The sequence below is a fragment of the Acidianus sp. HS-5 genome (genome assembly GCF_021655615.1).
Taxonomy (GTDB): Archaea; Thermoproteota; Thermoprotei_A; order Sulfolobales; family Sulfolobaceae; genus Acidianus.
Genome location: NZ_AP025245.1, coordinates 1,556,113 through 1,579,737, shown reverse-complemented (window position 1 = coordinate 1,579,737; position 23,625 = coordinate 1,556,113). Strand labels below are relative to the sequence as shown.

Sequence of the window (23,625 nt, the reverse complement as noted above, 5' to 3'; positions counted from 1 at the left end):
GAGTGTACGAGGTAGCAAATTACCGAATCGGTTTAATGAGTGTGTCAAGAGAGTTCTAATTTGACTCATGAATAATCGTAAGATTGTGCTGAAAGTAATTATTTTAAGATCTACCAGAAATTAATAATTATGGGGAATGATCTTTACAAGGTTAGTGAAGATTACGTCGAAGCTAGAGTAATTGAAAGTTTATCAGACCTGTTCCTCTCACTTAGTCTGTGGAAGGAAGGGTACACTAGGAATTCCGCTGGAAAAAACTTTTAGTGCGGTGAAAGCGTTAATGAGCGCGTTCGTAGTGACTAATGAGGATAAGTTACTTGCTCTGGCTTACGATAACAAAGAGAAGGAATGGATTAAGAAGAAAGCTCACATTGTACCTACTCACAGTATGTACGCTTTAGCACAAATACTAAGGAAAATAGGAATCGACGTTGTAAACCTTGTTAGGATTGCACTAGACCTTCATGAATATCAATATAACGGTTTCGAACCAGACTTCAGTAGGTATAGCAGGAAAGAAGACGTGCTTACGGATTTAATTACCGTTGTGGATGAGACTAAAAAAGTAATAAACGTTTATTTTCCTAAGTATGAGGTCAAGGAAATTTCAGGGAAGATAGACGAACTATTAAAGGAATTAACAAAATGAGTTTAGTAGGCGTTATGCTTTCGGCTTTAAATTAATAGAACCTTATTTAGATAAGCTACCTCTTTTATATCTAAGGATCCCAGTAACCGTTAGCCCTTTGTTTAATTTCCAAAACGAGGTTAAACAGCCTCCTATATTCCCTATTTCTCAATATCTCATCTATAGTCTCCAGGTAACTATACTCGTGAACTACGATGTCCCTGAACCCAACTACTGCGTTGAAGAAATTCTCTTCATCATCATTGATTATACCTTTTCCTTTAATTTTCTTACGGCATCCTTATACCCCTTTGCACCCGTACCCAATAAGAGCCTTTGGATGATATCGAGGACAATCTGAGTCTGTATTTGTAAACCGTGAATGACTGCCATTTGGTCTCTTCAGTCATTTAAATTGTAGCCACTCTCTACAGTTTCATCAAGTCTAGAAGTAACATCTTCAAGGTTTTTAAGCAACCTATCTAGGACTGCCATTTCCTTACCAACGCCCTTGCCGCGTTCTCTATTACGTTCAATTTCTTTGCGTCAATTAAGAAGTCCTCACAAATAACTGCCCTCCTATGTACTCTCCACCAGTCCTCCATGTATACTATCGTTAAACACTTCATTGATTAAGTAACAGTTCGTTCTCTCATTTATGACGGTCAAATCTACTTTCTCAGTATTTAAGTAGTCAGTCAAATCGACCCAAAGCTTAGTATAATCTTCTAACGTCATCTTCTTCTTGAATTCTACTGCGATATCTATGTCGTTCCCTTCACCTTTCTTAGCTAGAGAACCGAATAGTACTGAAAAGTATAAATCGTAATTAGCCCAATTAAATGCCTTTAACTTTTCGAGCACTTACGTCAGTTTCGCAGTGTAAAATAGCACTACCAACTTTTAAGAGTATGGATTTTGTTAGTTTGATACAAAATTCAATTGGGAGCTGTGCTTCTTTAGCCACTTCACTATTAGATCTATTCTAAATAGGCAGAATGAATTTTAATGCTTTGTTGGACTTCAATTTTCTTGAGCCCGTTAATTTTTTCTCAAAATCAGACGTTGCGTTAAAAGTAAGTTTTACTAGATTTGATAAAAATTGAACCACCCCACTAAGCACATCTATATTTTTAAGGCGAACAAGAGGAGAAGATATTTTAAATAAAATTGCTCCACTCGTAACAGGAAACCCTTTAATCTCAGATTCACACTTTCTATGGATGTATCTAGTTCAGTTACCCGAGGCAGACCCATACCACATGTTATTTGCAACAAGGCTCATATCAGCAATAACCAAGAAACTGCAAGATAACGTATTTGCATTAATGACTCCTACTAGGAAGACGTTCATAAGCGTAGGTTACCACGAGCAAATGTCTAAAACTGTAAACCTGAAGTTAGCTAAAGAAAGGGGAATTCCGGTAATAAGGAGGGATACAGGAGGAGGTACGGTAATCATTACCAAAAACCAGCAAGGTTATAGGATAGGAATTTATGATAGGCCTTCAAGGGTTGAGGAGATCTATTCACTTTACTTAACCCCAGTAATAGACGTACTGAAGGAATACGGCAAAGTAGAAATAAGGGGACAGGACCTTTTACTTAACGGTAAAAAGGTGAGCGGTAACGGTGCGGTAACTTACGATAATATTACCTGCATAACCGGGAGTATTATAGTAAAAAACGACATTGCTGAACTAGCTTACCTACTTAACGTGTCTTCTGAGAAGTTTAAGGATAAAATAGCTATGTCAATAAAGGATTGGGTTACTGGTTTATCAGAAGAAGTTGGTAGGGAAGTTACTACTGATGAAGTTAGGGAGAAGTTGAGGGAAGTCCTACTTAGAAAGTATAACGCAAAGGTTTACGAACTTAAGGAGGAGGACTTAAAATATTGGGACGATATTTCAAAGCCTGAAGAGAGAGATGATAGGGACAGGTTATCTTATGTAGAAGGCTGTTTTAAAGTCGCTTCAAGGGTATTTTTGTGCAACGAGGAGAGGAAGTTTAGGAAATTGGTTAACGTAACTGTTAGGTTGGTTGACGGTAAAATAGACGACGTAACTATTACTGGAGATTTCTTTGTACAACCCAGAGATTTAATTGAAAAACTGGAGAAGGCTTTACAAGGCAAGACTCCATGGGAATCAGCTGTAGTTATAAAAGACGTGTTAAGAGAGGGAAGCATTTACGGGTTTACTGTCGACGACCTAGTTTCAGTCTTTAAGGATATAGGAGAAAAGTATTTAAAGCGTGAATAATAGTATATTTTCTCACGTAAAAACGCGATAATATAGCCTTAACAAGATTAAGGAGAGATTACATTTCTCAGTTGTTAAAGCATAAGTGAAGATACCGCAACTAATATCCCGCTTATGCTGAGGAAGACTGATGAAGATAACCAAAGCGGCTCGTGAGATAATGATACTGCTAGAGTGTACCAAATCCCTAAAGCCATTCCTAAGGAGACCGTAAGCCCAACTGATGTAGATCTTATACAAGGTTTAAAGAACGAAGTGACTAAAGAAGGCATTGCTCCCCAAGGTGCTTGCGTTATTATACCTATTATTATTGCCATTAAATACAATTTAGGTAAATAATAGAAAGTAGGCAACGCGGTTACTACGATTAAAACTCCCCAAAATGCCAGTATCCTTTTATTATAAATTTTCCCGAAGATGAGGAGGAAAGGTAGAGTAATTATCATTGCCAAGGCGTAATAAATTCTACCTTCACTTCCTAAAATTAATGGTACAAACTGGAAAAAGGATAAAGCTAAACCCATCATTCCCAAGAACCAGAATAGTAGCCTCAAAATTACCTTCTGCTTAAATGCCGTAAGAAGGTTCGCGGACTTTTCTTCCTCCTTAATTTTCCTAAAAACTGGGGTCTCACCAATCCCTAGCCTAATCCACAGTGCTATTAAAGCTAAAGAACCTCCTATGAAGAACAAGTATTTCCAACACAGACCGTGAACGACTAACAACAAGGTCGCAAGTAATGAACCAAAGCCGAAACCGCTCTGCACAAATGCTCCGGAAATTCTCCTATTATTACTCCACTCCTCAACGAAGACGTAACCGTTTGCGTACTCTCCTCCAGTAAATATTCCTATACCTATCCTTATTAGTATGAAGAAGACCATTGAAAAAATTCCTAAAATCCTGTAAGGAGGGATCAGTGCAGTACCTACAATGAAAAAGGATATGAAAACCATTGAAAGAATTAATCCCGTCCTCCTCCCTAACTTATCTCCTATTCTGCCTAGAATTACTCCTCCTAAAGGTCTAAAAACTACAGTAAAGCCGTATGTTAATATAACGTTAATGAACGTCATTCCGGGCAGGAAGAAGAGTTTAGCTAGGAAAGGCGATAAAATTGTAACCAGAGTGAAGTCGTACGCATCTAGCAAATACCCAAAGAATTGAGCAACAGAGGCTTTTATCATTTTCATGAAATTTAAAAAATTTTCCTTTATAAACTTTTCTGGTTGCTGATTGAAAGTTAATCTCCATGTATTATTTCATGTAATCCTTTGACCATTGCGATGTACATTTTCTCGTACTTATCGACTTTGAGGACAACTGCCCTTTTGCACTTTAGGAATCCCTTATCTGTAGTTACAATATAACCGTTTATTAACCTCGCATAAAGCATTATCTGGTGGTCGTGCTTATAAGGCGTAATGAACGCGTTAAAGCCTAAATATTTTAACCTCCTCCTAGACCAGTAATAAAATCCCTTCAAAGAAAGGTCAAAGATTAATGGGATTCCCTCGTGAAGGTACACGGCGTCACGAGGCGTTGGAGGGACTGACTCTATACTCATCGAGAATCCCCTAAAATAGCTTGATTTCCTAAATTTTAAATTTTACAAGGTAATTTTCTAGTCTCAAAATGATTACCCTCGAATACAAAACTGTTCTCTTAGTAAGGAGAACCGTAGTCGTCATTAAAAATATATAATAGAAGGTCTATTATATCTGAAAAATTTCTATAGAAAACCGTAAGATTATAAGTAAGCATTTATTATCTAATGAAAGAGCATCATATAATTTTTACGGTAATGTTTCCTAAACTGCTAGGAGAACTTCCTTCATTTGCTCGTTAAGCTGATAAACTAGCTTTCAAAAATTAAATAAAATATATTTCCTAATTTTTAGATAGAAGTTTGTTTAAGCATTTTTTGAAACTTTATTTAAATTCTCCAAAGCATCATTATTATTATGCCAGAAATTGGTGAAAAGGCACCTGACTTCGAGGCAGTGGACACAGACTTAAAGAAAGTAAAGCTGTCAGACCTCAAAGGTAAGGTAGTAGTTTTAGCTTTTTACCCGGCAGCCTTTACAGCAGTGTGTACAAAGGAAATGTGCACTTTCAGAGACTCTATGGCGAACTTCAACAAGATGGATGCAGCAGTTTTAGGAATAAGTGTGGACCCACCGTTTAGTAATAAGGCATTTAAGGAACAGAACAAGCTTAACTTTACAGTATTAAGCGACTACAATAGGGAGATAGTAAAGAAGTACGGAGTGTATTGGGAGTTCCCTTCGCTTGCAGGATATATATTAGCGAAAAGGTCTGTCTTCGTAATAGATAAGGATGGAGTTATTAAATATAAGTGGGTTTCAGACGATCCTACAAAGGAGCCACCTTACGACGAGATAGGGAAAGTCGTGGAAACTTTAAATAAATAACTTTATTCTTTTTCTTTCCACTTTTCTAATGGTAGATTAGTATGCAATATAAAGAATAGTTTCGTGCTCTAGAGTAATTGATTTAAGCGAGACTACAAATGAATAATTATGGAGAAGGATCTTTATAAGGTTGGAGAGGATTATGTTGAAGCTAGAGTAATTGAGAGTTTGTCAGACCTCCTCCTTTCCCTTACTCTGTGGAAAGAGGGTTATACTAGGAATTCTGCCGGGAAAGCGTTTAGTGCAGTCAAAGCTTTGATGAGTGCACTCATAGTAACTAATGAGGATAAGCTTCTAGATCTAACTAAAGACGACAAAGAGAAGGAATGGATTAAGAAAAAGGCTCATATTGTACCTACTCACAGTATGTACGCTTTAGCACAAATGTTAAGGAAAATAGGGATCGATATTGTAAACCTTGTGAACTTTGCATTAGATCTCCACGACTATCAATATAACGGTTTCGAACCAGACTTCAGTAAATACAGTAAAAAAGAAGACGTGCTTACGGATTTGATTATCGTCGTGAGGGAGACTAAAAAGGTGATATGCACTTATTTCCCAAAGTATGAGGTTAAGGAAATTTCAGAAAAGATAGACGAGCTAATTAATGAAATAGTAGACGGTAGTAAATGAAAAGATTCCACGGATTTTGAACCCTTATAGAAAGGAAACATTGATGAAGTACAATAATAGTCCAAATTTCCAAAGCAATGTAATAATTTTTAGAGATGAAGATTTTTGCATTCGTATATAGTATTTATATACTTTGATATGAGGAAATTGGTTTTACTAAAGTCTTACCTAATTTACTACTTCGATCTCTCCTATGCACTCAGATAATACGCAAACTAGCCCGCCTTCTTAGCATCTCAGCGTAAACTTGCTTATCAAAATATTTATCAGTAAGCCTTGTATTAGTGTATATGAAGGTAGTTTTACCAATTGGTTCCTCACTGTTAGTGTTTGAAACTGCAGTAACTTCGATCCTAAGGGTTAGCGAAAGTTTCGAAGTTGACGAAGTATTACTCCTAGTCCCAAAATTCGCAAACAACTACTTAAGGGATATAATTAATTTCTTACAAGATATAGGCTTTAAAATCACAATAAATTACGAAGAGATCACTCCGGACATCTCATATGATGAGATAGATAAATATTTAAACGATGGAGGAATCCTTGTTCCTTCAGCTTCTTCGGTAATCTACATAATAAAGTTCGTGTCGAGAGCTACGAAGTTAGGAAATAGGATTCTCCATATTTCGTTCCCCTTCGGGCCTTGGTTGGGGCTCTATTACCCTTACGTCCCCCGCTTTATTTTAAAAATTGCAGGAGGTAAAAAAGAGGTGAGAAAAGTATTTGACTACAACTTAGCCAAACAAGCAATAGATAAGTGGCTCAAGAATAGGGAGTTGAGCAAGATCATTGCCAGAGAATCATTGGATTATAATATTGCGGACGACAAGAACTACCTAGAGGATGAAGACGTAGAGCTTTGCTTAACAAGGGAAGGAAAGGTAAACACGGAAGGGAAAGACTGTATTTTAAATTTACGTGCAGACAAGAACTGGAACTTAGTCAGTTTAACCAGCGATGGAAAGAGTGTTACTTTCCTCGACTTTTTAAAGGAGTTCAAGGACTCAAATACAAAAGAAGGTACAGTGAGGTCTTTAGCGGGAGAACTTGGACTTTATTCAATTGGCGTGATGTTAGACGACGAAAAGTATAACATTAGAGAACTTAGCAAGAAGTTCAGGGGGATTATAGTTGACACAAACTTAATATACAACGGTATAGCACTTTACCCAGACTTAAACTTACTTTTACCTTACTGTGCTTACGTTGAGGTCTCAAATAATAGGGCTAGCATTAAAAGGAGAAGGTCGACAAAGGTCGAGAGGGCTGTTGAAGACTTAGCCTGGATAGAGACTCAGGAGATTCTATCTAGGTTCGGAATAATCCCAACTCAGACTTTCTTCTGTGACGCAATAATGTCTATGATAGACCCACTTTTGCTGAGGGATACTTTAATCTTGACAGACGACGAAGGGGCTTACAACCACTGGAGGAACGTAATAACTAACGCTACCGTAGGTAAGCTTTACTTGGAGGAAGAGAAGAACGGAGCTTATCTTTCATATTCACTACTTTTATTATCTTGGGTTATGAGAAATTATCTGAAATGAGGATAAGGAACTTCCGCAATGATATATTATTTATAGTATCAGCTGTGGTCTTTATCTCAAGTTTTGTACTCATGGGAGTTGGATATGGTTATAATATTATTGTAGTTGAAATTTTTGGAGCAATACTCTTTATTATCTCAATAATTTTAGTAATGGCTAGTGTAACAGTTGTCGTGATTGCTTCATACTCGATAAACTCTAAATATCTTAGAGTTGGAAGTAAGAAGATACCTATAAGTGAAATTAAAGAAATAAAGGTCTCTAGCAGAAATGCATTATATAAAGATGTAATAGTTATCTTAAAAGACGGCAAGGAAATTAAATTAGAGAAGGCCAGGAACGCAGACGTGATGTTGGAGAGAATTAAGGAGTTCCTGCGTTAGGGGTTTGGGCTTCATTTAGTATCAGCCTTGGGCGTGTTTATTTCTTCAAGGATTGTGAGTAATTTTTGCATTGTTATTAACGACGGCTCCACGTCCCCAGGAGTAAGGTCTTCAGTGTGAGCCCCTAAATTACCTGTGTTCTTTGCCAGTTCAATATAATTCCTAATTAGTTCTACTTTATTCCTATTAGTATTAAGCCTCTCGAGAGTAGTCCTGCACTCCTCCAGGGAAGGAACGAAGTCATTTGTGTTCATAAGTAACGATATTACGTTTTCTGGGTTACTTAATATATCCGCAAATTCCCCTGCAACGTTAGTCTTCCCGCTCTCTAGCATCTTGCAAGTCTTTCTTAGTCTTGAATTCCCTAAATTACCAAGACCGCTACAGCAAAGCGTTAAAATATCCTTTGACACGGACTCTGCTAACTTTCTCAGCTCTACTGCTGCCGAACCTGCAAATCCCATTTCATACAGGGCATAAGCTTTTGCCAAATGAATAGAATAATCATTTATATTGGAGGAAACCCTAACCCTGGACGTTTTGTTAATTTCTGCAATCCTTATTATTAATTCTTGCAGAAAAAATTCATTATCCTCAAGCCTACTATATGGCCTAAGTATCTGCCCTTTTCCTATTATGATAGAATATGACGTGGTGAAGAGCCCATCATTAGATCTACAAATATTATAAGGTATTATTTCCGATGAAAGCGGTATTGGGTCTTCGGCTCTATTTCCTTGGACTATTCCTGCCAGATTTGAAGTTGATATTTCCTCGCATGTTACAATAGACTTCGGCTTTTTATACTCTAAGTTGACGAAATACCCCTTATTACTTTCATACCCGACGTAAACGTCATCTATAATTAATTTAGGGATGTACCTTGTTAGGATATCTGCTACCTTCCTGGCATTGTATAAGTCCTTTACGTAAACCTTATGGAAAGGTATTCCCACCCAGATCACTATCTTTCCCTGAGATAATGAAACGAGGAATTTCTCCAAACTTTCCGGGTTATCTACCTTAATATCGTTGGAATGTATTACCAGTACATCACCTATGTCAAAGTCTTCAATGGAATTAATTCTAAATGTAGGTATCTTTTCTATTTCCAGACTTCCATAAATCGCTATTTTGTACACATTAATAAATAATCTGCTTAATTAAAATGTCTTTATGCTTAAGCTGAAATCCTCATAATTATTTCACCCTTAGTAGTTAGCCTTATTTCCTTTTCCTTTTTCTCTATTAAACCCTTGGCCTCCAGCTCATTGACTTTTCTCCACGCTGTAGTTAAAGAAGTATTAAAAACTTTGGCAAGCTTAGATATTGTAATACCCGCAGATACATACTTAAGTATCTGTATTTCATCTCTTGTCACTTTAATCCCCTTAAGGTCGGAAAATTTTCCGACTTCCTTTCCGTTATATAGGAACTTTGCTTCGACGTTCATAACGCTTATTGCATAAAGGATTTTCAGGAATTGGTACTCTTCCGCATTTAAAGCTAATGTTATTTCTCCCTGAACTTTTATTGCCTTAATAAACTCCACAGCATCTTGAACTAAGTCAGACTTTAAGATCAAATTCATTGCATTAATACCTAATATTCCGAGCAATGACTTAGAGAACTTCAAAGGCAGGGATTCATCTAACGAGACAAGTACGAATTCTTCCTCAGTATTTATATTCCTCACTACTGCCTCTTCAGTCTTACTCACGTTTGCTACAATCATAATTAAAAGAAAATAGAAGAACATTTATAACCATTACGTTTCAGACAAATCTGAAATGTTTTCCTTATTAATTTCAGCAATGATATTTTTGTCTACAAATTCAGAATAGAAAATATGAAACCTTCAACTTCAGCAATCTTAGGAGCAATAGGAGGTGCAATGTACATCATAGGAGGAATTGTTGCTGCATATGCGATTGCAGCACTTTACGGCTTCGGTGCAGGACTCGCTAACAGTCAAAGTCTTGCGAAGGAAGGTGCAAGTGATGCAAATTTTCTGCTAGCTTTCGGATTTGTAATAGGAATAATAATTATTGCCTTATCCGTTGGTATGTTAAGATCCCAGAATAGGAAAATGAGGCAAATAGGAGGAATTTTAATCATCGTCGTAGCTCTACTCGGTGCAATAAATACTTTAGGTGGCTTAGTTATAGGAATAATCCTTTCAATAGCTGGCGCAGTAGGTGCAATGACTTACAAGTAAAAGTGAAAAAGATATATCTTTTTTAAGATGGTCAGTAAAATCTTTTTTCTCTTTTTATTGAAAGTGTAAAAAATAAAACTTATTAATATTATCAGTATAAAATAAGTTGATCAATATGAATAAAGTAGTAATCATAGGGGTAGTGGTAGCGGTAATTGTAGTAATTGCAGCTATAGCAGTATTATATAAACCGACTAGTACTACACCTTCTACAACTACTACAACACCTTCTTCAACTACACCACCGTCTCCATATGAGCTATCAATTATAAACGTCATAAACGGACATGCGTTAAGTGAATATGACGGTGAAAGCGGTAAAACGTTCGTTATAGTAAACTTCACTTTTAATTATGAAGGTAGTTCATCGTTTACTGTAAAGCCCAGCGATTTCTATATAATAACTAATGAAGGAGAGTATGAAGCTTGTTTTACTTCACTCTTCGAAGGGACACCCAACTATTTGTCAGAAGCTACACTGCAAAAAGGTGACCATATAAGCGGTTGTATAGCATTTGAAATACCAACATCTGCTACTCCAGAAAAGATAGAGTATAAAACGCTGACGGGCAACGTGCTTGTATGCACTTCATTACCTTCTCCAAACAAATACATAATAGCAATAGGTGACGTGTACGCTTGTACAAATAATGATAGTATCGCAACATCCTTGATAACACATCCTACATTACCTGCAAATATCTTTACGTATGGAGGGGAAATACAGAATTATACTATAAAAGTTACTGCAGAAGATTATTTTGGTCCTCCAGTGAAGATAACTGCAGTTAAGGTCTCTCCTAGCTGTTTTACCGTAGTAAGCTGTGGAGGAGCTGTAGGAAAGGAATTATCGCCAGGACAATGCTACTGTTTCACTGTAAGTATAAAGTACCCTGCTGACGGAGGTTACTTTAAATCAGTGTATATATATGTCTGTGTCGAATGTACATAAGCTAGAGGTTTAAGTATAAAAGAAAACTTTTTAACTAGTTTTCTTCCTATTTATTCTAGGGTATAGGCTTCTAAAAAGAGCAATGAACAAATGTCCTATACCCGAATGTGGTAAAGAATTCAAGTCAAAGAGGGACCTATTAATACACTTAAAAAAGACCGTAAATGAATGTCCGGTATGCGGTAAGAAAGTAACTTATGACGGTCTAGTTAAACATCTAAGGATGAGCAAAGACGATGAACATAAGAAACTCTTATTACTACTCTCAGAGTCAAACCATAAAATCAAGGGTGAAAAGGAATTGAAGGTATCAAGCCAATGCTAACGAAATAAATATCAACTACAAGTAGTATCATCATTAACGCTATTACGCTCTTATCTATTGTCGAGAATATAACGTCCTCAATATAGGTTCTTGTCTTATAAGCCATGAAAGCCCTAGTCTCAGCTGAAACGCTCACAGTTTTAGCCTTCTTAAATTCGTAAATGAAGAGAGGCACAACGGATTCCATTAATGCCCTCAGAGTATAAGGAAACTTTATCCTCTTTTTATAACCTATCCCCTTCATGAGCTGAAGTTTCATTATAGTATCAGCGCTATCGAATATCCTAGGTAAGGAGACTAACGCTACAGTAACTGCAAAGGTTATGGGCATGGGAACTTTGAGCTTATGAAAAGACCTAATAATCTGCGAAGGTGTAGTAGCGAGGAAAATTAACCCAGAGAACATGAAAAGAGACCATATCCTCATGCTGACTTGAAAGGAATAAATTATTGCCTGTAACGTCAAGCAAGGAACCACGCCCATGTATATGAAATACGAAGGAAACTTCCATATTACAGTCAAATTATTCCCGAATATCTCCTCTAAAATTGTAGGAGAAACAAAAAAGGAGTAGTTGAGGACTGAGACTACCATTTGGAGTGATGAGAAGGAGAGTATTAACTTAACCCTCTTAAGGGAGTAGTAGAAGAAAAGGGAAGACATTCCTATAATTAGACCGACCCACCATATTGAGATTGCAGAAATTACAGTTACAATGAAGGCCACTACGAGTTTAGTTAAAGGGTTAAGCTTATGGTAAGGAGTATTACCTTCAACGTAAGTGGTTAATCTCTCAAATCCCTTAAATCCCAGGACTTTGAAAAGTATATAAAAAGGAGATACTTTCTGAGATTTTAAAAGGCAAGATTTCCTACTAAATTACGGAAGACATTTGTGTCAAGAGGCACTGTCGCACTTTAAGCTACAACCAAGTATAATATAGAGAGATACAAATTACTACATAATGTTAATAAAAATTATTTCCTTCTCTTTAGCATGATTAAAATAGATGCAGCTACTATAACTACTACTGCAGCAGTAATGCTTCCTAGAACTATGTAATTAGGAGTTTCAACTAAGGTCTCTTGGATAGGTTGATTTACTACTATTACAGAGCCCACTGGTACGTTATATGTTCCTTTAAATTTACCAACCTCGTAGAAGGGTATCGAAGCATTGAGAATTAGAGTAGATCCCTTATTATACCAGACAGAGATGCCGTTTATTGTTACCAAATACTGCTTCTGAGTCTCAACGTTAATTGTAATGGGTTTCGCCAAAGTCGTTACTTGAGGAGTTACATTAACTACTACACACCTTTCGTCAGAGCTTACATAGTAAGTACAATTCTTTACCACTATTTTAGTTCCCTTGTTAATCCACGAAGAGTTAATGCTAAGTAAACTACCGTTAATGTACGCCTTAACCGGTATCGGGGAGTCTACTTTGACAAAGTACTGGAGAATGGTAAATACTCTTACAGTGGTAGGAGACTTAACTAGTAGAGAGGGCGAGGATATTGATATTATCACATATCTTTCTCCCTGTGATGGGTAGTATGTAATATTCTCCACTTTAATTGTAGTTTCTGCATTATACCATCCTGACATCAAGGTAGTATTACTTCCATTAATTAGTGCATACATGGGTATTACCGAGCTTACATTAACGTAAAACTGTTGTAGAGCCTTAATTATTACAGTCGATGGGCTTGTCAACATGAAAGTCGAGGGTGAGATTTGAGTTATTATGTACCTTTCTCCTTGAGACGTGTAGTATGTAATATTCTCTATTATTATACTAGAGCTAGCATTATACCATCCTGTCTCCAGTGTTATGTTTTTTCCGTTAATTAGTGCGTAAACTGGTATTTGCGATACTACGTTCACGTAAAACTGCTTAATGACCTTTACATTAACTTCAGTTGGTGATTTTAATGTAAATGATTGAGGGTAAATAGATGTAATTACATATCTCTCTCCTTGTGATAGGTAATAAGTTATATTCTCCACTGTAATAGATGTCCCTGCGTTATACCACTCTGAAGTTAATGTAGTATTTGTGCCATTTATAAGAGCGTACACAGATATCGTAGAGTTTACATGTATATAGAACTGTAATAATACACTTACTGAAATAGTTGAAGGACCATTTAGTACTAAGCTTGAAGGCAATATCTGAGTTATTACATATCTTTCTCCTTGTATTGGATAAAATGTAATATTCTCCACGTCTATTTTTATTCCGGTGCTATACCAACCCGTAGTTAGTGTAGTATTAGTACCGTCGATTATTGCATAAAGTGGGATAGGAGAGTTGACGTTTAAGTAGAACTGCTCTGCAGTTATAATGTCTAAATTAATTGGAGAGTCTACTGTAAATGATTCTGACGGGGATATTGATACTATTATGTACCTTTCTCCTTGAGACGTGTAGTATGTAATATTCTCTACTGTTATATTACAGCCTTGGTCGTACCAGCCAGAGCTTAGTGTTATGTTTTTTCCGTTAATTAGTGCGTAAACTGGTATTTGCGATACTACATTAACGTAATACTGGTTATAATAGTATACATCTATCGTTGTAGGCGAAGTAACCATTCCAGTGTAAGAGTAGCTTATCCACCTTTCATGACAATTTGATCCAGACAGTAATTCCGGATAAGAGTAAGGTGAACTATAGTCTACCCATACTGTCCCAGGTGGCGTAGTAGTTTCATGTCCAAAATAGTAGTACGTAATTTCCGGCTCGCCATATCCCTGGCCTCCTTGCACATCTAGTTCAAAAGTAACTAGCACTTGCTCGTAGTACACTATATTTATCGATTCGGCAGAGTTTACTGTACCAGAAGTCAAGTTATCAGTAGTCCACCTTATATTAGTACCACTGTATATAGTACTCTGAATATCATAAGTCGTCCCTACCGGTAACTTAAGTGCCATTGGACTAACCATCGATAATGTCTCACTAGTTCCATTAGGAAAGTACAGAGTAACTTGAGGAAGTACGGGTAAAGGATTGCCTACAACAGAATAAGAGAAGGAAACGGGGTACAAAGGTTTGCCTATTATAACAGTTATGTAAGATACTTTATAGAACCCTGGAAATAGTGATGCATTAACTGTTACGGTATACTCTCCGGGCTGGGCATTAGGGCTAACGGAAAGTGTCAAGTAATCTACAGTACTTCCCTTAACGAAGATTGGACTTTGAATGTTGTAGGAAATGCATGGAGGTGCAGAGATACTTATATTTACCGAACCGTATGCATCAACAGTTATGCCTACTGTAGTTGAACTACCTTGAGAGACCTTAACACAGTTGAGTGAAGGAATAGTACTGAATTGAGTAACTCCTATACTTGAACAACCGTAATAGGTGTGATAGTGTGCTTCTCCCATTAACCTGCTCTGGTTATTGTAAACTAATATTGCGTAGCACATAGGCACGAGAGTTAATACTGCCTTACCGCCATAAAACGGAATTGAAAAACTGTAGTAATAAGAGGAGTAAGCATAAGAGGAATTATATACTAATAAGTGTCCACAATTTATATTAGTATTTATGGTTAAAGTTGAAACACTGTTCTGGTCCCATAAGTTACCAAGACTCCCTTGACCTGTTTTTAACTCACTTATCAGTGTACCGCCAAATATGAAATAGTAGGCAGAAGCTATTACGTTGTTTGAAGTTTCTGCAGTGTCTGAACCGAAGTTATAAGCATTTCTAACTTCTTGGAAATTATGTCCGTTCCAGTACTCTAAGCTTAATCCTACATTTGAAGACAGAATATAAGCACAAGAACCTCCTCCCGGTCCGGTCACGTCTAGTTCAGCATCATAAAAATTCCCAGACCCAGTATAGCGATAACCATCAATCAAGAAGTAAACGTCTTTCGCATTGTGAACATTTTCGACGGTAACCGTATCGTAATTAACCCATCCATAGCCATCATTATACCAGAAGTAAATTACGGGCTGACCTTTACAGTTAGTAGATACGTTAACTAGCATGCAAAAACTTGTAGGAAGGTTAAGTACTTCTGGACTTCCGGGGTAACCATATGCAACGTCTGCGTAGAACTTATGGACATATATTTTACCGTTTCCATTAACGCAAGTAACGTTTGCGTTATAGGAAGTTAAATTCCATATATTATCTATAAATATAATTACGTGACTTGAAGTGTTAAAAGAAGCTACATCTTGAACCCAAAGAGCGTAAGTGCTTCCACCATATTCGTAATTAAGTACTACGTTTAACTGAAAACCTACACAATTGTTGTTAAGACTACTGTGTGCATTTAAACTGTCTAGGTAAACCTTGCCCAGAAACTGTGTGGTCTCCCTTATGAAAGGTCCATTAGGACCTATTCCGTAATCTGCTATTCCCATTGGAGCCGGTTCGTGAGAATAAATAGCATAAATATTAACACCGGTAGGGCAGTATCTATTTGCTAAGGTTATATTTCCTTTTGCAGGAGGAAACATTAAAGGAGTATGAATATTGTCTTGTGTGTGATTAGGTGGTATTATACCGAGTAATAGTATAAAGGTTAACAGAACGAGGAACAGTCTATCCATATGAGATAATTGAAGGGTAATATATAAGCATTGTAGTCTGATTCGGTCTTGTGATTTTAAGCGTAATTTTTACTTAGTCAGACACTGAAGGTCAATGGTAAACATAGGACAGTACACAACGCATCTAACTATGTAAAATAATAGTAATCATATGTTAAATAGTGTTGTTGCATATACTAATTACCTTGAGCTTTAAGGTCTAACCAGGTATAATAGAAGAGGAATTAAATAGCTTACTGTAAAGCCTAATACATCTTCATTGTATAATGGACAAGATTTGTTTTATCACATCATAAAATGAAAATATTTATGCAGAGAAATTCCTGTAAACTACTAAGCTGGTCAGCTCCCTTAACTTGAGGAGCTCTCCAGGTTCGTTTAGGGAGTGCATTAGGTTTAATGAAATCTTTAAGGCGCGTTAAAATGGAATAGCTGCTAAATTTAATTGAATACCTCTCTTTCTTACAATTCTCTATTATTTCAATTAGTAATGTAAACTTGAATCGTCTTACTTCAATTTTTAGGTGTTAAGCTCATTGATTCTAAATTAGGCGTTGAATTAAAAGTAAGTTTTGTAATTTTGATAAAAATCGAAGTATTCAATAAAGCTAAGAATACCCTTTTATGTGTTATAACTCGTTAAGCCTAGCTAAAACTTCTTTAACCTCCTTATCCTTGCCTAGAGCTGTCAGTACTTCAGCAAGTTTTCTTATTAAGATCTTCAAATCTTCTATCGCGTCTTCTCTGTCAGCGTAATCGCTGGCTCCTCTGCCGTTATAAGCATATCTGTGTAACTTTAGTGCTAAAGAATTTATTCCTACTACATCCTTATAACCTAATTCTTCTAACCTCCTAGCTATTCCATTAAGTCCGTTAGTAGGAGCAAGGAAACCGGTCTTATAATACCACTCCTTTTCTTTCTCATCTCTAGGCATTTTATCTAAATTAGTTGAAACCAAGACGCTGAGTAACGACTTCCACGCCATAAATGCCTTTTGTGAGGCATTCCTGCTGTAACCTCTTTTCAATAGTTCTATTGCAAGGTTAAGCTCCACAATCGCCTCCTCAAGCTTAAAATTAATGTAACTCTGCAGATCTTTGACTTGAGGTACAGTACCATCTTCCATTAGGCTATTATTATCTTGCATGCTTTAATAAGCTCTACCTGCAACAAGTACGCCAGATCTCTAAAACGTTTAAGCGTAAAAGCGCAAAAATACCTCGTCAGGCGGAACTTCCTCAACATCATAATTAACTCCAAGCCTCTTTAATTCATCTTCAACAGAATTATCGTTAATCCTCTCAAAGACCTCCATGTATTCTCCTTCTTTTATCACGTATTGGTTAAGGGTTATGGATAACTGCCTCGTCCTGATTACCTTAAACCTAAGCCCTTCCTTGTCCCCTTTATAAGTTACCTTACCTTTAGATAGGATTACTACCTTGTCCACGGTCTCCCAAACGTCCCTAAGGTTATGATAAGTAATTATTACTCCCCCCTTAAAGCCTTTTATAAAATTGAGGAAAAACTCCCCATCCTCTCCTATATCGTCTATTAGTAAGTAATCGGGAGAAAAAGGAAGGCAAAGTGCTAAAGCTAACCTCTTCTTCTCTCCTAAGGACATATCCTTCACCTTCTTTTCCCTATCGACGTTAACCAGATCTAGGTAACTCTCATTACCCACATACCTCATTATTTCCTTAGCTTTTAAGAGAGGGTCAAAGAGTGGAGCTTGAGGGACGTAAGCTATCTTCTTTCTGTCCAGTTTATTCCCGTCAAGAAGTATTTTTCCAGAAGAAGGTCTCTCCAACCCTGCAAGTAACCTAGTTAATACTGTTTTCCCTGTGTCGTGGAGACCTATTATTCCAAGCCTTTCCCCAAGGTTAACCTCTAGGCTAACGTCTTTAAGCACGTATTCCTTATGGTACTTCTTTGATACATTAATTGCCTGCAACACTCCTACCTACTTTTCCAGTTTAATAATAAAAATGTTCAGTAGACAACTGTATTCTTAAAAATTTTAAACGCAGTATAAGGATATATTTTAATGAGTATCATTGAAGTTTACAACTTAGCTAAAAGGTACGGCGACTTTGAGGCACTCCACGGTCTAACTTTCTCAATTGAGGAAGGGAGCATAACCGCACTAGTTGGGCCAAACGGTGCAGGAAAGTCTACTTTGATTAAGATAATATCAGGTTTGGTAAATAGGACTTCTGGAGAACTCAGAGTGTTAGGAGAAGACCCTTGGGGAAGTCAAAGTTTGCCAAGAAAAATCTCGGTAATTTTAGATAAACCCTTTTTACCTTCTTTCCTTACTGTCGAGGAAGTAATACAAGAGGCTTCTTCAGAGTTCGGCACTGACTATTCTTACGCCTTGTCCCTCATGGAGGAACTTAACCTCACTAATTTCCTCAAAAACAAGATTAAGGACTTATCAACAGGAACTAGGCAAAAGGTTCAGATAGTATTCTCCCTCTTGAAGAGACCTAAAATCATTGTAGCAGACGAGCCGACTGCAAATCTCGACGTAGCCTCTAGGTTCGAGGTTTATAATATATTTCTGAAGTTGAGGGAAAGAGAGCACGTTACTGTTTTAATATCCTCACACATTGCCTCAGAGTTAATAGCGATATCCACCCACCTCCTAGGGATAAACAACGGAGTCCTTAGGTATGTAGGGGAAATATCTAAAATGTTAAGGAACGATTTACTTGAAGAATTCTACATTACAGTCGATAACGTGAAAAAAGCTATCTCCGCTTTAAGCTCTTACACCGTAGAAGTTTACGGTAACCAAATCAAGGTAAGAGGAAACCTTGTCGAAATAGTTTCAGAACTTACGAAGCAAGGAGTTAAGATATTTTATATAAGGAATTCCATGTTAGATAAGAGCGTACAAGGTGAAGTGGGTTGGGGTTAATTAACCTTTTGATAAAGCATAGGTACGGTAACTATGGAATTTTATCATACGTTGACTTAGAGTTCGCTTTAAGTATAGGAATAGTACTATCTTATGACAATTTCTTCCCAACAACTAGGAGTATTACCAACTATGACCAACGGTTTACTTTCAACTTTATCCTAACTTTAATTTCTTTAATCCTGGTAATTTTAGCATTAAAAAACGTATCCTTTGGTGCTGGACAAGACTTTTACGATGGGACAATCATAACTTTCCTGCAAATGAAGGGCAGGAAGATGGTCTTCCTTTCATTATACACTGTAGACGTCCTCATACCTGGGATTATTTTTATCCTATCTTCCTTAACAGTGTTCTACTTAGCTTCATTTAATGCAGGTTTAGTTTGGGTACTGGACTTCATCTCCATTTATTTATTCCTCACCAGTGCTTCCTACGTTGTAACGATCTTAACGAAGAGGCCGTTTAGGGCTTTCTTCATATCTGTAGGAATTTTACTGGGCTTTATGGGACTTAAGCTTTCCCAGATTTTTACAATTTGTGTGTATTTATTCTTCTTAGTGTTAGGATTATTCCTATTAATCATTAGCTATTACCTCTTTAAAGGTGCATCAATATGAGGTTAGGCATAATCTTAATTTCAGTAGGAATTTTAATCCTCTTCCTTGGCGAGGTCACTTTTCCTCTACATGTAAGCACTAGCGTAAAGTCAGACTTCACTTCACCGTCGTGGTTTTCCTCTGCAAAAATCCACGTGAATAATGGAACTTTTATGGTGTATTCTGACGTCTCCGGGCATAAACAGTTTATACAAAATATAACCAAGGGGGACACAATTTGCCTAGATAATTTCACGCTAATAGGTAAAGGGAATGCAACAATAACCTTTAAGGGGTTCAAAATATTCTACAACACTAGGTACTTTACTTTTTCAATAATTACCATAAGCATTGGTGCAGTACTTGAAATACTGAAGTTAATAAGCGCTAGGATAGGAAAATAAGCTGTAAAATGCAATAAGAGAATGTGCACCAAGCCAAATTTTAAATTTATTACTACCTTATCTAATTTGTTATACAGATGACAAAAGTAGATATTGAAGGAGAGAAATTAGTCGTCCACCTTGAAGGCTTAGAAGAAATTGAGGCAATAAAGAAGGAACTGGAGATCCCGTTGAACTGCATAGAAAAAGCAGCCTACGTGAAGGACTTAGACGAAGAGGAGAAGAGAAAAATACGCCCTAAGTTAAGGGTGGGCGGGACGTATATATCGAAGGACATATATGGTAGGTTCATTACGGGCTTTGGCCTAGCGTTTTTTGCTACTAAAGATTTAGAAAACTCTTTAGCGATATTCGTGGACTGCGGTTTCGAGTATAAGGTTGTTATTATAGAAGTTCAAAATCCAGAAATTTTGGAAAAAATAAAGGGGAAATAACCGGAGTGTTCTCATGCGGACATCTTATCTTTCTATAATTATACCAAGTTTTACGCTATACTCCCTTAGTTCTCCTCTTAGAGTAGACCATAATGCCGTTGTTAACAGTTTTCGATAAGCCGTAAAGTTTACTATCTAATATCATTCCTAGCTCTTTTAACTCCACAGAAGAATTCTTGGGCTTTACCATACATGTAGACTAGAACTCGAGGAGCAATGTGACGGATTCAATGAGGCTCTCTAGTTGTGGCTGAGAAGTATACTTCCCATCTAAGCCAAGCGAGTGGTATGAGGACGAGAGTTGATATTGAATATTCATGAAAGTCGACCACTAATATTAAAAACGCGTACATAATTTCCTACTAAATTAGTTACAATGCTAATTATCTAAAGAAGGGATTTCCAGTTACGCATATATTTTCACTACCGAATATGATGATGAAAACAATCTCTGTAAACAGCACATATAAGCAATTTGCTTAATATATATTAGGAACAAGAAAGAATTAATAATATGGCAATCTCCACTAAAGTTGAATTTAGTCATGCTTTCTCCTTTAATTCACCAGTAAAGGCAGTATTCAAGATAACGATAGTTCCGGAAAAGAAAACAAAGGCTACAGGATTCCACTACATAATCCTCCTCGACAACTCGCTTTCAATGGAAGGAGAAAAACTGAAGACCGCAAAGAGAGGGGCAATAAACCTGCTTAACAGTATACCAGAAGGTAATAAGGTAACTTTCATAACTTTTTCCAAGGTAGTGAGGGTAATAAGTGAGTTTTCAGACGCCATTTCCATAATACCTCACATCGACGGAATAACAGTAGAGCCTGCTACAGCGCTTTACAAAGCGTTAAATACAGCAATACAGATAGCAGAAAAATACGGAAACCCGGGCTTTATAATACTCTTAACGGACGGCGAACCCACTGACGTAGTAGAACCAGAGCCTTACGAGAACCTGCGTTTTCCTCCTGGGTTTAAAGCAATATCCATAGGCATAGGTGGAGACTACAAGGAGCAGATCCTCAAGATCCTAGTAGATAAAACCGGCGGGTTGTTATACCACATTGATAACCCTTGGGAGGTCGCAAATGTCCTTCCCCAGTTAGCCGTGAAAGAGATAGGGGCAAAGGACGTAAGAGTAGAGATCGACTCTGCAACTCCCGTCAAATTACTTAACTACCAAGGCCCCCCAGTAAGGTTAGGGGCAATTGAAGGGGCAATAAAGGTACTGGGAGAAGTTGAAATACCCTCATATTACCAAGGGAGATTAATGACTGTTAAATTCACTTACGAAGACCCGGAAGGGGGGAGGAAGTACTTAGAGACGCCCGTACAAATAACTCCTGCCAGAGATCCTAGTACGTTCCTTAGCGGGGTAAATAAAGACCTCCTCTTAGAGTATAGGTACTACTCTTTGATGAATAATTTGGTCTTGGAAATTAACACGAGTAACCTAGCGGAAGTTACGAAGACGATAAACGAAATTCAGGAAATAACCCAACAGACTGAAAATGTAGACCTCGTTGAGACTACCAGGAAGTTACAGCGGAGCCTTGAGACTAAAGACATTAACAGTGCGTCTAAAGAAATAACCAGTGAAGTGACTAGGAAGCTAAGGTCTGCGTAGACTTATTTCTGCAAAGTATTGCTTTGTTGGATACGCAAATGAAGTTAAAGCTTATGAGGTCTGATTTAAGGAAAATCTAATAACCTAAGTTGGAGTAATAACAAAAAGCCTAAAGCTTTTATTTTACTAAGATAGATGCATTCTCATGGAGAAGGTTGGTGAAGACTGCGTCGAAGCTAGAGTAATTGAGAGTCTGTCTGACCTCCTCCTTTTTCTTACTCTGTGGAAAGAGGGTTATACTAGGAATTCTGCAGGGAAGGCTTTCAACGCTGTGAAAGCGTTAATGAGTGCACTCATAGTAGCTAATGAAGAGAGACTTCTAGATCTGCCTAAGGATGACAAAGAGAAGGAATGGATTAAGAAGAAAGCTCACACTTTGCCTACCCACGGCATGTATGGTTTAGCGCAAATGTTAAGGAAAATAGGAATCGATATTGAAAACTTAGCGAGGACTGCATTGGATCTTCACGATTATCAATATAATGGTTTTGAACCGGGCTTCAGTGTATATAGTAAGAAGGAAGAAGTCCTTACAGATCTTATTACAGTAGTGAAGGAGTCTAAAAAAGTGATAACTACTTATTTCCCCAGGTACGAGGTTAAGGAAATTTCAGAAAAGATAGATGAGCTATTGAGTGAAATTCAAGGCTAATACGAGTATTGATATTACACATTTTCTACGATGAAGTATACTTAGTCAGATCCTGAAAGTCAAAGGGCAAACTAGGGTATATAATGTGCTTAACTTTGTGGAAGAGTAGGAATCATGCGTTCATACGGTGTTGTTACATTATATACTGCATTATCCTGACCTTAAGGTCTAACTAAGTATAAAAGAAGTCTAAGAAAGTGATAAAACAAACGATAAACGTGCTATTCAATTGTCCCGAAATAAGTCAATTTTCTCTATTACCCGGTATTTTCCATATTAGTGAAATTACCATTAGCAAAAAATGTTTGTGTCGTGCTTTGTGTATACTAAGTCGACGTTAAATTCACCTTTACATTTTAGTTAATAGAAACTAAACTTAACACTTAGATAAGTATAACTTTAGTTGAATAAGTCGTATAGATTGACACCCCTTAACTTCCATTTATAATGAAGAGATGTTAAAGAGTATGTATACCTCTATCGTTTATTTTAATAACTCGTCAATTTTCTTCGAAATTTCCTTAACCTCGTACTTGGGAAAATAAGTGTTTATTACCCTCTTAGTCTCCTTCACTACCGTAATTAGATCCCTTAAAACGTCTTCTTTTCTACTGTATTTACTAAAGTCTGGTTCGTAACCGTTATATTAATACTCATGAAGGTTTAAAGCAAAGTTCACAAGATTTACAATATCGATCCCTATATCTTTCAGTATCTGCGCCAAAGCGTACATACTCTGAGTGGACACAATGTGGGCTTTCTTCTTAATCCATTCGCTTTCTTTATCATCCTTAGCTAGAGCAAGTAACTTATCCTCATTAGTTACTATGAGTGCACTCATTAACGCTTTCACAGCACTGAAAGCTTTTCCAGCGGATTTTCTAGTGTAACCTTCCTTCCGCAGAGTAAGAGAAAGGAGAAGGTCAGACAGACTCTCAATTACTCTGGACTCAATGTAATCCTCCCCCGCCTTCTCCATCAGACCAAATTCTTGTTCGTAA

At 37.1% G+C, this 23,625-nt stretch carries 24 protein-coding genes and 2 pseudogenes; 14 read left to right on the top strand and 12 right to left on the bottom strand.

Going from position 1 to position 23,625, the window contains the following annotated elements; all coding sequences use genetic code 11:
* The first annotated feature begins 129 nt into the window (after positions 1-129).
* Positions 130-649, top strand: a pseudogene (locus tag HS5_RS08410) (PaREP1 family protein).
* Between the two features lie 461 nt (positions 650-1,110).
* Here the strand turns inward: HS5_RS08410 and HS5_RS14535 are convergent.
* A complete protein-coding gene (locus HS5_RS14535) occupies positions 1,111-1,233 on the bottom strand; it encodes a hypothetical protein (RefSeq protein WP_256445538.1) in 123 nt (40 codons plus the stop codon).
* On the bottom strand, positions 1,208-1,492 hold the full coding sequence (locus HS5_RS08405) for a nucleotidyltransferase domain-containing protein (RefSeq protein WP_236750903.1): 285 nt from the start codon (positions 1,490-1,492) through the stop codon (positions 1,208-1,210). The genes HS5_RS14535 and HS5_RS08405 overlap by 26 nt, the downstream gene beginning before the upstream one ends.
* A 359-nt stretch (positions 1,493-1,851) precedes the next feature.
* On the opposite strand from HS5_RS08405, the gene HS5_RS08400 reads away from it, so the two are divergent.
* Complete coding sequence (locus HS5_RS08400; protein WP_236750902.1) at positions 1,852-2,892, top strand: lipoate--protein ligase; 1,041 nt, start codon at positions 1,852-1,854, stop codon at positions 2,890-2,892.
* Positions 2,893-2,966: 74 nt separating this feature from the next.
* Here the strand turns inward: HS5_RS08400 and HS5_RS08395 are convergent, their stop codons facing one another.
* Both HS5_RS08395 and HS5_RS08390 read right to left on the bottom strand, forming a co-directional pair.
* A complete protein-coding gene (locus HS5_RS08395) occupies positions 2,967-4,079 on the bottom strand; it encodes an MFS transporter (RefSeq protein ID WP_236750901.1) in 1,113 nt (370 codons plus the stop codon).
* A 56-nt stretch (positions 4,080-4,135) separates the two neighbouring features.
* Positions 4,136-4,459: a hypothetical protein gene (locus HS5_RS08390; protein ID WP_236750900.1), complete on the bottom strand. Its 324-nt coding sequence runs from the start codon at positions 4,457-4,459 to the stop codon at positions 4,136-4,138.
* Between the two features lie 397 nt (positions 4,460-4,856).
* Here HS5_RS08390 and HS5_RS08385 point away from each other — a divergent pair, with 397 nt between their 5' ends.
* The 4 genes from HS5_RS08385 (at position 4,857) to HS5_RS08370 (ending at position 7,896) form a co-directional block, all read left to right on the top strand.
* Positions 4,857-5,327, top strand: a complete 471-nt coding sequence (locus HS5_RS08385; RefSeq protein WP_236750898.1) for a peroxiredoxin — start codon at positions 4,857-4,859, stop codon at positions 5,325-5,327.
* Positions 5,328-5,435: 108 nt separating this feature from the next.
* Positions 5,436-5,963 (top strand): PaREP1 family protein, encoded by a 528-nt coding sequence (locus HS5_RS08380; protein WP_236750896.1) that lies wholly within the window; start codon positions 5,436-5,438, stop codon positions 5,961-5,963.
* Between the two features lie 290 nt (positions 5,964-6,253).
* Entirely contained in the window at positions 6,254-7,513 is a 1,260-nt protein-coding gene (locus HS5_RS08375) for a hypothetical protein (RefSeq protein WP_236750894.1), read from the top strand.
* Positions 7,510-7,896: a hypothetical protein gene (locus HS5_RS08370; RefSeq protein WP_236750892.1), complete on the top strand. Its 387-nt coding sequence runs from the start codon at positions 7,510-7,512 to the stop codon at positions 7,894-7,896. The genes HS5_RS08375 and HS5_RS08370 overlap by 4 nt, the downstream gene beginning before the upstream one ends.
* An 11-nt stretch (positions 7,897-7,907) precedes the next feature.
* Here the strand turns inward: HS5_RS08370 and HS5_RS08365 are convergent, their stop codons facing one another.
* Positions 7,908-9,038, bottom strand: a complete 1,131-nt coding sequence (locus HS5_RS08365) for a hypothetical protein (protein ID WP_236750890.1) — start codon at positions 9,036-9,038, stop codon at positions 7,908-7,910.
* Positions 9,039-9,076: 38 nt separating this feature from the next.
* Entirely contained in the window at positions 9,077-9,631 is a 555-nt protein-coding gene (locus tag HS5_RS08360) for a winged helix-turn-helix transcriptional regulator (RefSeq protein ID WP_236750888.1), read from the bottom strand.
* Positions 9,632-9,745: 114 nt separating this feature from the next.
* On the opposite strand from HS5_RS08360, the gene HS5_RS08355 reads away from it, so the two are divergent.
* Positions 9,746-10,114 (top strand): hypothetical protein, encoded by a 369-nt coding sequence (locus tag HS5_RS08355; RefSeq protein WP_236750886.1) that lies wholly within the window; start codon positions 9,746-9,748, stop codon positions 10,112-10,114.
* Between the two features lie 115 nt (positions 10,115-10,229).
* The gene (locus HS5_RS08350; protein ID WP_236750885.1) at positions 10,230-11,066 is read left to right on the top strand and encodes a DUF4352 domain-containing protein; all 837 of its coding nucleotides are present in this window, start codon (positions 10,230-10,232) and stop codon (positions 11,064-11,066) included.
* A gap of 284 nt (positions 11,067-11,350) precedes the next feature.
* Here the strand turns inward: HS5_RS08350 and HS5_RS08345 are convergent, their stop codons facing one another.
* The 4 genes from HS5_RS08345 to HS5_RS08330 all read right to left on the bottom strand — a co-directional run bounded on the left by HS5_RS08345 (position 11,351) and on the right by HS5_RS08330 (position 17,933).
* Positions 11,351-12,205, bottom strand: a complete 855-nt coding sequence (locus HS5_RS08345; protein ID WP_256445587.1) for an energy-coupling factor transporter transmembrane component T — start codon at positions 12,203-12,205, stop codon at positions 11,351-11,353.
* 164 nt (positions 12,206-12,369) lie between these two features.
* Positions 12,370-15,975, bottom strand: a complete 3,606-nt coding sequence (locus tag HS5_RS08340) for a thermopsin (protein WP_236750883.1) — start codon at positions 15,973-15,975, stop codon at positions 12,370-12,372.
* Between the two features lie 629 nt (positions 15,976-16,604).
* The gene (locus HS5_RS08335) at positions 16,605-17,123 is read right to left on the bottom strand and encodes a PaREP1 family protein (RefSeq protein ID WP_236750882.1); all 519 of its coding nucleotides are present in this window, start codon (positions 17,121-17,123) and stop codon (positions 16,605-16,607) included.
* A gap of 48 nt (positions 17,124-17,171) precedes the next feature.
* On the bottom strand, positions 17,172-17,933 hold the full coding sequence (locus HS5_RS08330) for an ABC transporter ATP-binding protein (RefSeq protein WP_236750881.1): 762 nt from the start codon (positions 17,931-17,933) through the stop codon (positions 17,172-17,174).
* Between the two features lie 90 nt (positions 17,934-18,023).
* On the opposite strand from HS5_RS08330, the gene HS5_RS08325 reads away from it, so the two are divergent.
* The 4 genes from HS5_RS08325 to HS5_RS08310 all read left to right on the top strand — a co-directional run bounded on the left by HS5_RS08325 (position 18,024) and on the right by HS5_RS08310 (position 20,336).
* Positions 18,024-18,899: an ABC transporter ATP-binding protein gene (locus tag HS5_RS08325; protein WP_236750880.1), complete on the top strand. Its 876-nt coding sequence runs from the start codon at positions 18,024-18,026 to the stop codon at positions 18,897-18,899.
* Positions 18,890-19,519, top strand: coding sequence for a hypothetical protein (locus HS5_RS08320; protein WP_236750879.1), 630 nt, complete (start codon positions 18,890-18,892; stop codon positions 19,517-19,519). Before HS5_RS08325 ends, HS5_RS08320 begins: the two co-directional genes overlap by 10 nt.
* Complete coding sequence (locus HS5_RS08315) at positions 19,516-19,902, top strand: hypothetical protein (RefSeq protein ID WP_236750877.1); 387 nt, start codon at positions 19,516-19,518, stop codon at positions 19,900-19,902. Before HS5_RS08320 ends, HS5_RS08315 begins: the two co-directional genes overlap by 4 nt.
* Before the next feature lie 77 nt (positions 19,903-19,979).
* Positions 19,980-20,336 carry a hypothetical protein gene (locus HS5_RS08310; RefSeq protein ID WP_236750875.1) on the top strand — a complete coding sequence of 119 codons (357 nt, stop codon included), beginning with the start codon at positions 19,980-19,982 and terminating at the stop codon, positions 20,334-20,336.
* Between the two features lie 55 nt (positions 20,337-20,391).
* On the opposite strand, the gene HS5_RS14530 is transcribed toward HS5_RS08310, so the two are convergent.
* The gene (locus tag HS5_RS14530) at positions 20,392-20,526 is read right to left on the bottom strand and encodes a hypothetical protein (protein ID WP_256445537.1); all 135 of its coding nucleotides are present in this window, start codon (positions 20,524-20,526) and stop codon (positions 20,392-20,394) included.
* A 324-nt stretch (positions 20,527-20,850) separates the two neighbouring features.
* On the opposite strand from HS5_RS14530, the gene HS5_RS08305 reads away from it, so the two are divergent.
* Both HS5_RS08305 and HS5_RS08300 read left to right on the top strand, forming a co-directional pair.
* Complete coding sequence (locus HS5_RS08305) at positions 20,851-21,972, top strand: VWA domain-containing protein (protein WP_236750873.1); 1,122 nt, start codon at positions 20,851-20,853, stop codon at positions 21,970-21,972.
* Positions 21,973-22,117: 145 nt separating this feature from the next.
* On the top strand, positions 22,118-22,624 hold the full coding sequence (locus HS5_RS08300) for a PaREP1 family protein (RefSeq protein WP_236750871.1): 507 nt from the start codon (positions 22,118-22,120) through the stop codon (positions 22,622-22,624).
* Positions 22,625-23,108: 484 nt separating this feature from the next.
* Here the strand turns inward: HS5_RS08300 and HS5_RS08295 are convergent.
* Positions 23,109-23,603 (bottom strand): annotated as a pseudogene (locus tag HS5_RS08295) (PaREP1 family protein).
* Positions 23,604-23,625: the final 22 nt, after the last annotated feature.

Coding starts and splice junctions, on each gene's coding strand:
- HS5_RS08400 (WP_236750902.1), top strand. CDS start 1,852: ATGTATCTAGTTCAGTTACCCGAGGCAGACCCATACCACATGTTATTT.
- HS5_RS08390 (WP_236750900.1), bottom strand. CDS start 4,459: ATGAGTATAGAGTCAGTCCCTCCAACGCCTCGTGACGCCGTGTACCTT.
- HS5_RS08350 (WP_236750885.1), top strand. CDS start 10,230: ATGAATAAAGTAGTAATCATAGGGGTAGTGGTAGCGGTAATTGTAGTA.
- HS5_RS08385 (WP_236750898.1), top strand. CDS start 4,857: ATGCCAGAAATTGGTGAAAAGGCACCTGACTTCGAGGCAGTGGACACA.
- HS5_RS08375 (WP_236750894.1), top strand. CDS start 6,254: ATGAAGGTAGTTTTACCAATTGGTTCCTCACTGTTAGTGTTTGAAACT.
- HS5_RS08335 (WP_236750882.1), bottom strand. CDS start 17,123: ATGCAAGATAATAATAGCCTAATGGAAGATGGTACTGTACCTCAAGTC.
- HS5_RS08360 (WP_236750888.1), bottom strand. CDS start 9,631: ATGATTGTAGCAAACGTGAGTAAGACTGAAGAGGCAGTAGTGAGGAAT.
- HS5_RS14530 (WP_256445537.1), bottom strand. CDS start 20,526: ATGGTAAAGCCCAAGAATTCTTCTGTGGAGTTAAAAGAGCTAGGAATG.
- HS5_RS08325 (WP_236750880.1), top strand. CDS start 18,024: ATGAGTATCATTGAAGTTTACAACTTAGCTAAAAGGTACGGCGACTTT.
- HS5_RS08395 (WP_236750901.1), bottom strand. CDS start 4,079: ATGATAAAAGCCTCTGTTGCTCAATTCTTTGGGTATTTGCTAGATGCG.
- HS5_RS08305 (WP_236750873.1), top strand. CDS start 20,851: ATGGCAATCTCCACTAAAGTTGAATTTAGTCATGCTTTCTCCTTTAAT.
- HS5_RS08300 (WP_236750871.1), top strand. CDS start 22,118: ATGGAGAAGGTTGGTGAAGACTGCGTCGAAGCTAGAGTAATTGAGAGT.
- HS5_RS14535 (WP_256445538.1), bottom strand. CDS start 1,233: ATGGAGGACTGGTGGAGAGTACATAGGAGGGCAGTTATTTGTGAGGAC.
- HS5_RS08315 (WP_236750877.1), top strand. CDS start 19,516: ATGAGGTTAGGCATAATCTTAATTTCAGTAGGAATTTTAATCCTCTTC.
- HS5_RS08340 (WP_236750883.1), bottom strand. CDS start 15,975: ATGGATAGACTGTTCCTCGTTCTGTTAACCTTTATACTATTACTCGGT.
- HS5_RS08355 (WP_236750886.1), top strand. CDS start 9,746: ATGAAACCTTCAACTTCAGCAATCTTAGGAGCAATAGGAGGTGCAATG.
- HS5_RS08310 (WP_236750875.1), top strand. CDS start 19,980: ATGACAAAAGTAGATATTGAAGGAGAGAAATTAGTCGTCCACCTTGAA.
- HS5_RS08370 (WP_236750892.1), top strand. CDS start 7,510: ATGAGGATAAGGAACTTCCGCAATGATATATTATTTATAGTATCAGCT.
- HS5_RS08380 (WP_236750896.1), top strand. CDS start 5,436: ATGGAGAAGGATCTTTATAAGGTTGGAGAGGATTATGTTGAAGCTAGA.